Annotated in this window: 9 protein-coding genes; 5 read left to right on the forward strand and 4 right to left on the reverse strand. The window is 59.6% G+C overall.

What is annotated here, in order from left to right; all coding sequences use genetic code 11:
- Positions 1-269 precede the first annotated feature (269 nt).
- Positions 270-1,007, reverse strand: coding sequence for a UMP kinase (locus IPK32_19570; GenBank protein MBK8094104.1), 738 nt, complete (start codon positions 1,005-1,007; stop codon positions 270-272).
- A 192-nt stretch (positions 1,008-1,199) separates the two neighbouring features.
- Here IPK32_19570 and IPK32_19575 point away from each other — a divergent pair, with 192 nt between their 5' ends.
- From IPK32_19575 to IPK32_19595, 5 genes are all read left to right on the forward strand, one after another.
- Entirely contained in the window at positions 1,200-3,266 is a 2,067-nt protein-coding gene (locus IPK32_19575; protein MBK8094105.1) for a hypothetical protein, read from the forward strand.
- Positions 3,267-3,331: 65 nt separating this feature from the next.
- Complete coding sequence (locus tag IPK32_19580; protein ID MBK8094106.1) at positions 3,332-4,297, forward strand: hypothetical protein; 966 nt, start codon at positions 3,332-3,334, stop codon at positions 4,295-4,297.
- Between the two features lie 78 nt (positions 4,298-4,375).
- Complete coding sequence (locus tag IPK32_19585; GenBank protein MBK8094107.1) at positions 4,376-5,539, forward strand: PLP-dependent transferase; 1,164 nt, start codon at positions 4,376-4,378, stop codon at positions 5,537-5,539.
- A gap of 11 nt (positions 5,540-5,550) precedes the next feature.
- Positions 5,551-7,026, forward strand: coding sequence for a PLP-dependent transferase (locus IPK32_19590; protein MBK8094108.1), 1,476 nt, complete (start codon positions 5,551-5,553; stop codon positions 7,024-7,026).
- Between the two features lie 20 nt (positions 7,027-7,046).
- Positions 7,047-7,439 (forward strand): hypothetical protein, encoded by a 393-nt coding sequence (locus tag IPK32_19595; GenBank protein MBK8094109.1) that lies wholly within the window; start codon positions 7,047-7,049, stop codon positions 7,437-7,439.
- A 161-nt stretch (positions 7,440-7,600) separates the two neighbouring features.
- Here IPK32_19595 and IPK32_19600 read toward each other — a convergent pair whose 3' ends face one another.
- The 3 genes from IPK32_19600 to IPK32_19610 are packed head-to-tail and all read right to left on the reverse strand — an operon-like array spanning position 7,601 to position 12,414.
- Positions 7,601-9,964 carry a PSD1 domain-containing protein gene (locus tag IPK32_19600; protein MBK8094110.1) on the reverse strand — a complete coding sequence of 788 codons (2,364 nt, stop codon included), beginning with the start codon at positions 9,962-9,964 and terminating at the stop codon, positions 7,601-7,603.
- A gap of 33 nt (positions 9,965-9,997) precedes the next feature.
- On the reverse strand, positions 9,998-10,774 hold the full coding sequence (locus tag IPK32_19605; protein MBK8094111.1) for a hypothetical protein: 777 nt from the start codon (positions 10,772-10,774) through the stop codon (positions 9,998-10,000).
- Positions 10,775-10,821: 47 nt separating this feature from the next.
- Complete coding sequence (locus IPK32_19610; protein MBK8094112.1) at positions 10,822-12,414, reverse strand: peptide ABC transporter substrate-binding protein; 1,593 nt, start codon at positions 12,412-12,414, stop codon at positions 10,822-10,824.
- Between the last annotated feature and the right edge of the window lie 347 nt (positions 12,415-12,761).

Genomic DNA, 12,761 nt, shown 5'->3' on the forward strand with positions numbered 1-12,761 from the left:
GGCAGACGAGAAGCTCAAGCGGTTTGAGTGGGCTCTACCGCATCGTCAGCGTCGTCTCACCGCCTGCTGGAAATAATCAGCGCCGAGCCGATGCATCCGCATTGCAGAAAGATGATACTACAGATGCAACACGAGAAGAACGATGGCGAGTTCTTGCCGAGGGGCTTCAATGTCGTCTCCCAGGCCTTTGAAATCGCAATTATACGGCAAGTTGATGCGGAAGGGCCCAGCGAAGCGATCCTACGTCTCAAAGTGTTGAGCAGACTATGCTAAACACCCGTCGCGTCCACGAGGGTGCCGATGTGCTCACCTGTGAGGGCACGGCGGATGTTGTCGGGCTCGTTCATGCTGAAAACGCCGATGGGCATGTTGTTTTCCATGCAGAGGGAGAAGGCGGTGGCGTCCATGACCTTGAGCTGGCGGGTGAGGCACTCATGGAAACTGATGCGGTCGAATTTGACGGCATTGGGGTTTTTATTCGGATCGGCGTCGTAGATGCCATCCACCTTTGTAGCCTTCAAAACGATATCAGCGCTGATCTCGCTCGCACGCAGCGCCGCAGTCGTATCCGTCGAAAAGAAGGGGTTTCCGGTGCCTGCGGCGAAAATGACGACGCGGCCGAGTTCTAGGTGCCGCATGGCTACACGGCGGATGAAGGGCTCTGCGACGTTGTCCATTTTGATGGCACTCTGCACCCGTGTAGGCACATCCATGGCCTCCAGCATACTCTGCACGGCCAGGGAGTTCATCACGGTGGCTAGCATGCCCATGTAGTCCGCTGTGGCACGTTCCATACCTTTATTGCTGGCGCTGACACCACGCCAAAAGTTCCCGCCACCGACTACTAGGGCGATTTCGAGCCCCGTCTGGTGGGCCGCCTTGATCTGAGCGGCCATGTCTTCGACGATGGGCGGGCTGATATTGTCTGTGCTTCCTGGCTGCCTCAAAGCCTCACCGCTGAGTTTGAGAAGGACACGACGGAATTTGCGAGGAGATGAATCGGACATGGAGAAGATCGAAGTTAAACCATAAAGCATGCCGCATGGGGCCTTGCAAAGGCATTTCTACTCGGGCGAAGAATCCGAATGGGAAACGCCGTGCGGAGTCCCGCCTTCGACCTCAAAACAGAACTCGATGAAAAAGCTGGCCGCTTTGGTGCTGGAGGGAGTAAAAGATGCAGCGCTGTTGCACTGCATGCCATGAAAACCGCTTTTGCACTTCTCCTGCTCCTCGCGGCTACGATTACCGGTTTAGCTCAAAGCCACACTCAACATGAAAAGTGGTGGAAGCACCTTTCTGCGCAGGATTCGCGTGCTTGGAGTGACGAGGCGCTGCGCCTCATGCGACTAGGAGCTGCGCCGGAGGCCATGGCCGTGTTGAGGGAGGCGGAGCAGCGTTTCTCAAAGGACCTACAACTCCGGCAGGATGCAGCCGAAATCGCCGCGTTCGAAGAAAACTCCCCAGAGAGGCTCCAGCGCCACCTGGTCCTTTACTCAGAGGCTCAAAGCCTGCGTGATCAGCTCAGGCATGCACGCCTCATCGGGGCGAATGCAGCTACCACAGACGATTTCGACCGCATTCTACGCGAATGGGGCGCGCAGCCGCCAGATGTCATCCACTGGCTCCGACTCGCCGCGCTTCATGCCGGCGCAGGCGATGAGAAAAAGCAGGATGAATGCGTCCGCGAGGCCGCGAAGCTCCCTAGCCAGCAAGTGGACACTCTACTCGAACTCGCTCGCTATCAGGAGGAGTCACTGCTGTTTGAATCCATGCACGCTACGCTCGAATCGGCCGTGAAGTTGGACACGTGCACGCGAGCACGCCGCTGGCTCGCGGCGGACGAATTGACCTGGGGAAGTGTGGAGCAAGGTTTGCGTCTTTACGAACAATCGCAGCCCGAATCGGTTTGGGATGCCGAGGATGTGCTGCGCGTGGCCGGGGCGCTGCTTGTTTGCAATGAATGGCAGCGAATGCTCACCCTGCTTCAGCAGCAATGCGTGGCTCATCCAGGCGATTTCCGGCTCCGTACCATGCTCGCGATCACCCAGGAGGAGGAAGGACTCGTCCACGAAGCTGTGCACACATGGCTGGAGCTGCTAGACATGAAAAAAGCAGACCGCAGCTTGCCTCGAAGACTTTCCATCCCTGCCTGGAGCCATGTCCCGCTGCCGAGAGATACATATATCTGGCTATATATCGCAGGAGTCATCAGCGACGCTTATGCCTACCGCTACCGCATCGAATCCCGTGCCAAAGGCCAGATGTACCCATGGACGGATGACCACACCTTGCCGAGGTCGCTCGACGAGCTTCCTCTACACGCCTTCACCCACCTACGCTCACTCGTGCATCTGCTCACACCCAAGGAACAAGAAGTACTCCATGTTAGGCTGCACGGCCTAGGCTTCCCAAATGCGAAAGACCTCCTCTTCGTTCCGATCGAAGAGTACCGTCCGCGTGTGGACGGCACCTATCTCCGCAAACACGCCTCGAACGTCGCCCTGCATGCCTCATGGTATCTCGATCAAGATCAGTTTCAGGGCGCTGGAGGCATGACAAGCCGCATCATTTATTATTTCCCCGGCGATGAGCCCACTCCTGAGCGCCTCCGTCACTGCTTCGAGCTTTTCGCCCCGGACTACCCCGAACTCGCCCTGAATGCAGCGGCTCACACATCGAAATCCGAGCAGACGTTGCAAAAACTGCCCGGTGTGATCTCCAGACTCGGTTTTGCCTCGCCCGGCACACTTGCTGATCTCGCCCGACTTCCGAAAGCAGACATCATTCGCAGCGCCATCGCGGAACGCATCACTCGCTGGCTGGAGGAGGATCGCATCCCTGTTCACTCGGAGAAAGGCCTCTCGGAGCTGGCTAGTCAGGTCAAAGAAGCTCACCCAAAACTCGCCGCACTGCTCGGGGTGGCCCAGGCCCGTCCAGGCTGGGCCAGCGTGAATGCGGCGGGCACGATGTTCTTCAACAACTATCGGACTTTTCCAGGCTGGGGAGTCGCCCGCGCAGTTCGCGCCGAGAATCATTTCGCAGCAAAAACGCTCACGACCAGATCCATGCCAGCCGTGAAGTGGCCCGTGTCAGCCGCAACACCGTTGACAAACATCTGCAGAACAAAAACAAGCCCGCCGCTGCCGAGGAGCTGCGTCGCTATCTCGCTTTCGCTGCAGACTCCTGGCTCAGCTTCTCCCCAGCTGACGGGGCCTATGTCGGCCTGCATTTCGATTACGAACCACTTTCGCGAGAGCCTGCCCTAATCGAAGACGCGATCACTCGCTATGCCGGAACCGCAGATGCTGCGCATCGTGGCGCTATTTTCGAAATGCGCGGGCGCTGCGATGAAGCCACCGCTGCCTACGAGACTGCCTACCAGGAAGGTAATAGGCACCCGCATTTGTTGCGCAGACTTGCCGTCATGCGTGCCCGCAAGGACGTGTCCGCAGGTCTTGCGCTTATGGAGAGCATCCCACCTTCCGAATTACCGTTGTGCCTCCAAGCTCTTTCGACCCAGTGTGGCGCAGGCAATGGTGCCGTAAACTCACCGGAAGCCCGACTCGCCAGCATACATCTTCTCACCGCATGGTTGGAGAGACGTCACACAGCTCGCAAACCTCTTCAACAAACACACTGGCTCGATGGGGGCCTGATTGGATGCTCATCAGGTGATCCGTATGCTAAGACCTTCGTCGGACTTATTCCGTTATCTTACGAGTCGGGCAATCCTTACCCAGAAGACTTCCGTAAAGCCTTCCACGGACTTCGTGCTGCCTACCTGAAGTTCCCCGAACTCGCCGTCACCGGCTTTTCACTTGGAATGACCGCCGCATGGGCAAATGGCGACGATTTGGAGCCATTTTACCAAGAGGCTCTGCGGCTCCTACAAGCCCACCGCATCACGGACCGCAAATCCCCGGATATCATCAGAGTCCATCTCTTCACGGCTGACAAAGCGCACCCCCCGCATCTCCACCCTGCTGTTTTTGCCACGCAGCATGCCATGCTCACCAAGGCATCCGACTCCTTTGAAAAAGAGGTCCTGCCGCTAGTGCTGGACGCCTATGGCAGCAAACAAGAACCGATCCTTCGCCACTTCGCCGCCATGTGTGCTGCAAAGGGAGACAATTTCCCCACCGCCGCGCAGCACTGGCTGCAAAGCTCGGACGATTCGCATCCCTCCCGCGCCTTCTTCCCCGAAGGCAAACATCGCCAAATCATTCTCTGGTGGTTGGCGAAGAAAAAAGGCCTAACCAAGTCCATCGAACATCTCGTCAAGGATGTGCAACGATGAATCCGGCAAAACTCGCACGGTCGCGAACTGCATCCACCCCCTTGCAAAGCTAATTCTGAGCGCCATGCATGCAGGCGCATGAAGGACGATCCCACTATCCCCGCTGACGCACGCTTTGAGACCCGCGCTATCCACGTCGGGCAGGATTGGCGTAGTGAAACGGGCGCTGTGATCCCGCCCATTTATATGACCTCGACTTTCGAGACGGGGAATCCGGGCGGTTTTGATTACACGCGCTCTGGTAACCCGAATTTCCGCAACCTACAGGCCACGCTGGCTTCCCTGGAGAATGCGCAGCATTGCACCATTTTCGCCAGCGGCATCAGCAGCATCAGCGCGATCATGTTTTCGCTCAAAGCGAGGGATACGATCCTCAGTGAGCAACAGATCTACGGTGCGACGTATCGGCTGTTTGAGAGGGTGCTGCGCCGTTTTGATATCAAGATCAAATACGCGGACCTGACCAATCCGGCGAACTATGCGCTCATCAAGGACCTGAAACCGGCGCTGGTGTGGCTGGAGTCGCCGACGAATCCGCTTTTGAAGGTTTTGGACATCAAGGCGATCTCCGATGCGGCGCATAAGGTGGGTAGCGTGGTGGCGGTGGATAATACGTTTGCCTCCAGCTTGCTCCAGCAGCCGCTGGATCTGGGCGCGGACCTTTCACAGATCAGTACGACGAAGTACACGAATGGCCACAGCGATTGCCTGGGAGGTGCGGTGTGCACGAACCATGCGGAGTGGCAGGAAAAGATGATTTTTGCGCAAAAAGCACTCGGTTTGCAGCCGAGTCCGTTTGATGCGTGGCTGGTCGCTCGCGGTGCAAAGACGGAGGCGGTGCGAATGGAGCGTCATAGCTCCAATGCGCTGGAATTGGCGAAGAGGCTGGAAGGCCGCAAAGGGGTGAAAGGCGTGAAGTACCCGTTTTTGACCAGTCACCCGCAGTATAAGCTGGCGAAGAAGCAGATGAAGCTGGGCGGTGGCATGCTGCTGGCGGATTTCGGCCTGAGTTACGCGAAGACGCTCGATTTCATCCGCCGTCTGCGGCTTTTCACGCAGGCGGAGAGCCTGGGAGGGATCGAGAGCCTGGTGGCGCATCCGGCGAGCATGACGCATGCATCTTTCCCGAAAGATGTCCGCGAGGCGGCTGGCGTGACCGATAGTCTGGTGCGCTTCTCCGTGGGGATCGAGCATGTGGAGGATCTATGGGCGGATATTGATCGTGCACTGAAGGGGAAATGAGGAACACAGCGATGATCGACTTGCTCCAAAATCCGCTGTGCCATGCCGAGGATCTCGGGATGGCGATTCCGCCGCATGAGTTTGGCGTTTCGGTGTGCTTGCCGCTGTGGCGGCATGTGATCGGCTATGAGGAAGGCGACGCGGATATCGTGTCAAAATTCCAGAGCGGCTATCCGCGCTTCTGCTGCCCACCGGCGATCAGTGCGCTGTTTTTGGCGGCGGAACGTGAATTCGCCCGCGAGGGGGAGCGCTGCCTGGTTTTCCCCAGGCTGGTGCATGCGCAGCGCTGTGTGGATTTTATCCAAAGTGGCCGCTCTCTGAGCTGGACGGCGGCGGAGTTGGGTGTGGCGATTTTTCCAGCGGAGACGTATGCGGAGGCACGGCGCTTCTGGCGCTTTTGCGGTGAGTGCGTGAGCACACGGCAGGCGGCGGATGCGCTGGGCACCTGGCGGAGCACGGTGACGGAGGAGGAGGGCCGTGTGGCGAATGAAGTGATCCGTGCCCGCATCGCGGCGCTGGCGGGTCAGGGGCCGGAGGATGTGTTTCTCTTTCCCAGTGGCATGGCGGCGAATTTTGCGGTGCACCGCATGCTGACGACGCTGTTTCCGGGGCGGAAGACGGCGCAGCTCGATTTCCCGTATGTGGATGTGCTGAAGCTGCAGCAGCGCTTCGGCAGTGGGGCGCACTTTTTGCCAATGACGCATGATGCTGAGTATGAGGAGCTGCGTGCGCTGATGCTGCGAGAGCCGCTGGCGGGTCTGTTCTGCGAGGCACCGAGCAATCCGCTGCTGCGCTGCGTGGATTTTGAGCGGCTACTGGCGATCCGGGCGGAAACGAGGCCCGAGGTGCCACTGATCGTCGATGATACGATCTCGACGGTGGCGCATGTGGATGCGCATCGCGTGGCGGATGTGGTGACGACGAGTCTGACGAAGAGTTTCTCCGGCGAAGGAGATGTGCTGGCGGGCGGTGTGGTGCTGAATCGGCGCTCGGTGCATTACGCGGCGTTTTCTGCCTTTTTGAAGGCGCATGCAGACCATGAGCTATGGCGCGGGGATGCGGTGGCACTGGAGGCCAATAGCCGCGACTTCGTACAACGTGCTGCGGTGATGAGTGCGAATGCGCTGGCGCTGGCGGAGCATCTGCGGGCGCATCCAGCGGTGGATCGCGTGTGGCATGCGCGGTGGGAGGGAGGCCGTGGTTATGAGTTCATCCGGCGTGCGGATGGCGGCTACGGATGCCTGTTTTCCTTCACGCTGAAGAATCCAGAGACGATGAGTCCGCGTGTCTATGATGCGCTGCGCCTCTGTAAAGGCCCGAGCCTGGGGACGAACTTCACGCTGGTGTGCCCCTACACGCTATTAGCGCACTATGATGAGCTGCCGTGGGTGGAGAGTGTGGGTGTGAGCCGCTGGCTGATCCGTGTCTCTGCGGGCTTGGAGGATACCCAGGAGCTGATCGCACGGTTTGATGAGGCGATCGGGTGACGTGGGCACTTTTTTATTCTATGCGCACCAAACTGAGCCTCCTTTTTTTGGCGGTTGTTATCGCACTCTTCTGCATCGATTTTGGGCCTCGGCCTGATGCTCAGAGGGAGGTCGCGATAGCAATTCTGCGGCACTTGAACCGCCAAGTCATGCTGCGGAGCAAAATCGATCCCTCTTTTCAACCCGGTTCAACCTTCAACGACCTGATACAAAAGTTGGAGCGTGACGCTAAAGTCGACTTGGACCTAATCTGCACAAGCGGCACTTTGTTTTACCGCGAAGTCAAAAACGGTGAGATAGCCGCAGAGATTCGCTTTGTTTACTCGTGCCCTAAGCTCTCCGTGATATACTTTGCAGACGGTAGCGATCAGCGTTTCGACAAAGATATGATAGTCGCGCATTCACCGGAGTGAGTTAGAGCAAATTAAGTAATAATGAGGAATGAATATGTGAGAGCTTTATAAGCAAGCATGGCAGCACTTTCTCTGGATCTCCGGCAACGCATCATCAGCACCCGACATCATGCTCGTGGATATGGGGCTGACTTGGATCTGATCTGTTGCCTATGGTGCGGTTATCGGAGGGTGACGAAGTCGTTGTGGTTGAGGAGGGCTTGGATGAAGTGGGCGTGGTTGTTGTGGAGGTGCTGGAGGGCGGTTTGGCTGATGCGCTGCTCTTTGTCTGTGGGGGGACGGTTGAGGATGCTGAGGAAGGCGTGGTGGATGAAGTCGGTGGGGGGGAGTTTGCCGAGCTGGGCGGCGAGGGTGTCGGCGGTTTTGCGGCTGAGCTGGCTGTTGGTGAGGGCGAGGGCTTGCTGGGGGACGACGCTTTCGTTGCGGCGGTAGCATTCGAGGACGTTGGCGTTGTCGAAGGCTCCGAGGAAGCGGTGCTCGGTGTCGGGTGTCTGGATGAAGTAGATGCTGCGGCGGGGGATGGTTTCGGATTTGCCGGGATCGAGGCTGGGGCCGCCGAGGGTGAGATCGAGCTGGCCGCTGAGGTGGAGGAGGGCGTCGCGGACGGATTGGGATTCGAGCCGGCGGGGATTCATGCGCCAGAGGTGGGTGTTGTCGGGGTCGGCGGCGAGGGTGGCAGGGTCAGCGGCGGCGTTGCTGGAGCTGCGGCGGTAGAGGTCACTGAGGACGATTTGTTTGATGAGCCATTTGAGGCTCCAGCCGTTGTCCATGAAGCCAGCGGCGAGGGTGTCTAAGATGTCTTGCTGGGCGGGTGCGGGGGCACGGAGGCCGAAGTCGCTGACGTCGGGGACGAAACTACTGCCGGTGAGGCGTGTCCAGACGTGGTTGACGAGGACGCGTGCGGTGAGGGGATGGCGTTTGTCGGTGATCCAGCGGGCGAGGGCGAGTCTGCGGCCGGTGCTGGTGGTGGGGTAGGTCTGGATGGTGGCGTTGGTTTTTTCATCGGGGCCTTCTTGGGCCTTCAGAGTGATGGGGAGCGGTGTGTAGGAGCTGCCAGGGGCGGTGAATTGCTTTTGGGCGGCGGTGAGGGCGGTCTGGGCGGCTTGGTGCTTTTTGGGGTCTTTTTTGGGATCGAGCTGGGTGAGCTGAATTTGGGCTTTTTCGAGGTTGTAGGCGGCTTGGGCGATGGCGGCGGCTTGGGCGTATTTGGGGTCTTTTTCGGCTGCGGCGATGGATTGGATGAGATGGGCGTGGAGTTGCCCGAGGCGGCCTTTTTCGGCCAAAGTGGCCTGGAGTTGGTCTGGGAGGACAAAGGAGAGCGTGGAGGGCTGGGCGGCGGCTTGGGGGAGGGTGATGGTTTGAGGCTGGAAGCTGGCAAAGGCGAGTACGGCGGGTATTCCGGGGGTGATGGGGCGGGTTTTGTCCTCGTTTTTGTCATCGCCACGGATGTGGCGGTAGGTGGGGCGGGTGAGGTGGAGGTCGAAGACGCGGGGGAGGCCGTTTTTTTCGAGATCGGTGCTGCCTGGCTGGGGATCGAGCCGGACGTGGAGGGGCTCGAAGATGGAGCGGAGGCGGTAGTAGTCGGCGTGCTCGATGGGGTCGTATTTGTGGTCGTGGCATTTGACGCACTGCATGGTGAGTCCGAGGAGGGAGCGGGAGGTGTGCTCGATGGTTTCATCGAGCCAGGTGGTGCGGTTGAAGAGGTAGTAGCTGCGGGCGAGGTAGCCGGTGGCGCGGAGGTTTGCGCGGTCTTCAGGGGCGAGCTCGTCGGCGGCGAGTTGCTGGAGGATGATGTGGTCATAGCCTTTGTCGGCATTGAGGCTTTCGATGATCCAGTCACGCCAGTGCCAGAGGTGTTTTTGGCTGTGGCGGAGCTGATCGCCGAGGCCGTACCAGTCGCAGTAACGCCAGATGTCCATGAAGTGGCGTGCCCAGCGCTCTCCGTATTGGGGAGAGGCGAGGAGGCGGTCGGTGATTTGTTCGGCGGATGTGTTTGCGGGGTCAGTGAGGGCGGCGGGATCGGGCGGGAGGCCGGTGAGATCGAGGTAGAGGCGGCGGAGGTAGATGGAGTGCGGAGCTGGGAGCTGGGGCTGGAGTTTGCGAGCGCGGAGGTGGGCGGTGTGGAGTGCGTCGATGGTTTTTCCGCTGTTTTTGATGGGCTGGTAGGCCCAGTGGGCGCGGGGGTCTGCCTCGGGCTGCTCTCCAGGGATGCCGGGGGCTCCGGCGCTGATCCATGCACGGAGGAGGGCGACTTGGGCGGGGGTGAGGGCGGAGCCTTCGCCCTCTGGCGGCATGCGCTCGTCGAGGTCGGTGGTGAGGACGCGGTCGAGGAGGTGCTGGGTGGCATCACCGCTGTCGCCGCCGGTTTTTAAAGTGGTGACGGTGTCGAGTCGGAGGCCGCCTTTTTGCTTGAGGGCTCCGTGGCAGGCGTAGCAGCGCTCACGGAGGAGGGGCTTGATGTCCTTTAAATAATCGACCGCCTTCACCGTGGTGGCGGAGGCGGTCGTGAGGAGGACGATCAGGATAGTGGCGTGGGTGGGCACGCAGCTATATACGGCTTATTCAGCCTTCTTTTTGGCAGCGGCCTTGCCTTTGCCTTTTGCTTTGCCTGCCCCGGCTTTGGGGGCGGCGGCTTTGGGGGCGGCGGCTTTGGGGGCGGCGGCTGGGGCGACTTTTTCGCCGGGCTTGGGGAGGGTGGCTTTGATGGATTCCCAGGCGGGGTTGAGGGCAGCCGAGCGGAGGGTGAAGTTTCGGAAATCGACGGACTGGCCACCGACGGTGAAGCCGGGTGCGGATTTGGCGGTTTTGAAGAGCTCGCTGCTGCCCCAAGCGGCGTGGTCATCGACTTTGCCGAACATGGTGTCGCCGACCATGTCGAGGCGGACTTTGTGCCAGGTGCCAGGAGCGAGATCGGCGGGGAAGCGTGCGAAGACGATGGCTTTATCGGGGCCTTCGTGGTCATTGTCGTCACGCTGGATGGTGATGGACTTGGGGGTGATCATGATGCGTGCCATGTGGTCCTTGACGGCATTGATGCTGAGGCTGGTGGAGCGTGCGCCTTCGAATTTGAACTCGTATTCGATGGTGAAGTCCTGGAGCTTGTTGGGCAGGCGTGAGACGGCACCGTGCTTGTCCTCGACGAGCTCGGAGCCGCGGGTGACGCCGTCTTTGAGCTCCCATTTGCCTTTGGCAGCCTTCCACGGGGCGGCGGGGGCAGCGTCGAGCTTGGATTCGTAGATGACGGCTCCAGGGATGGCGAGCAGTGGGGTGTCTTCTGCACGGAGCACGGGGAGTGCGGTGGAGAGCGTGAGCAAGAGGAGGGTGATGTTTTTCATGAGGTGCTGGGAACGATGGCAGCGTGGTCTTTTTGCAGGCGTTGGGCTTATTTCCAGGCCATGCAGCGGGAGGGGTGCTCGTCGATGAGGTTTGGCCGCACGCCGGTGAGGCGGTCGTGGTAGAACTGGATGCCGACGTAGAAGTAGATGGGCAAAATGGCGGCCTGATCGCGGATGAGGAGCTGCTCGGCCTGCTGGAAGTGGGCGTTGCGCTGGGTGGGGTCGCCTTCGCGGGCGGCGGCGGCGAGGAGGGCGTCGTAGGTGGGATTTTTCCAGCCGCTGTGGTTGTTGCCGCTGCTGGAGTGAAACATGTCCAGGAAGGTGGAGGGATCATTGTAGTCGCCGACCCAACTGCTGCGGCAGAGGTGGTAATCGAGGTCTCGCATGCTGTTGAGCCAGATTTTTTGCTCCTGCTTTTTGAGGCTGATTTGGACGCCGAGGTGCTTTGCCCACATGGACTGGAGTTCGATGGCGAGGCTGCGCTCGATTGGGATGGGGATGTAGAGGTATTCGACGAGGGGGAAGCCTCTGCCGCCAGGAAAGCCGGCATCGGCGAGGAGCTGGCGGGCGCGGGCTATATCCAGATCGAGGCCGGGCGGGGGCTGGTAATTCTGCCCGGCACCGGGTGGCGTGAGGCTGCTGGCGGGTGCCTCGCCGAGCTTGGTGATGTTTTCGACGATGCGGCGCTTGTCCACCGCGAGGGCGAAGGCCTGACGGACGCGTGGATCGGTGAAGGGCGGGCGTGTGGTATTCATGCGGACGAACCAGGTGCCGAGGAAGGTGCCCGTGTGGAACCAGGGCCGTTTTTTGAGCTCATCCGCGAGGGAGGGCGGCATCATGCCTTTATCCATGAGGAGGTCACACTGGCCGGTGAGGAAGAAATTGAGGGCGGTGTTGGCGTCTTGGATGGGCTTGACCTCGATGGTGGTCATTTTGACGTGGGCGGCATCCCAGTAAGCGGGGTTCTTGCGAAGGCGGATGTGGTCGTCGATCCGCCAGTCATCGAGCAGGTAGGCTCCATTGCCGATGAGGTGGGTGGGCTTGATCCAGGCGCTGCCGTGGCGCTGGATCACATCCTGCCGCACGGGGACAAAGGTGGGGAAGGCACAGAGGTCGATGAAGTAGGGCGCCGGATTCTCCAGCTCGACGTGGAGGGTCTCTTCATCCACGGCACGGACTCCGACGCAGTCTGGGGCAGGCTTTTTGCCCTCGGTGTAGTCTTTGGCACCCCGGATGACGTGATGTAGAGCGGCGTAGTCCGCACCGGTCTCTGGACGCAACACGCGGAGCCAGGAGGTGACAAAATCCTGCGCAGTGATGGGCCTGCCATCTGTCCAGGTGATGCCCCGGCGCAGGTGGAAGGTGTAAGTCTTTCGGTCCGGGGAAATATCCCAGCGGTGGGCCATGCCGGGCTCTGGCTGGCCAGCAGCGTCTAGGCGGCAGAGGCCCTCAAAGAGTGCCGAGGCGAGGCGCATGCTGACCTGATCCGAAACGAGCGCGGGGTCGATGGTCTCTGGCTCAGCACTCTGCACGAAGACCAAGTCCGCCCGCTGCCGCTGGGGCCCACAGGCGACCAAAAGGAGGCTCAGGAGGGAGACGATGAGCGGCTGATAAACTGTAAATCTGGAGGCTGGTGAGATCACATGAGGAAGGTGCAAATGCACTGTAATCTCACAGCATACCTGCTGGCCAGGAAATTGGCAGGAGGCCTCACTTGGAGCCTGCCACAAGGGCGAGAGGGGGCTCAGTGACCGGGGCAAGGGAAGGGGAACGCTCGGCTAAATGGAGAGCTCAAATAGGCTGAGGGCGGTTTCAAAGAGTAGAAAAGGACTCAAATGGAAGGGGCGGCGGCTTACCATGATCGCCATTACAGCTCAATTTTTAAATTTTAATAGGTTAAAACATGTTTATCAATATAACTGTAATTATCAGGACAAAGTTGTTGCAATGATCTCCGATAAAAATACAATGGTTTCATATTAATTAT

This window comes from Verrucomicrobiaceae bacterium, assembly GCA_016713035.1.
Taxonomy (GTDB): domain Bacteria; phylum Verrucomicrobiota; class Verrucomicrobiia; order Verrucomicrobiales; family Verrucomicrobiaceae; genus Prosthecobacter.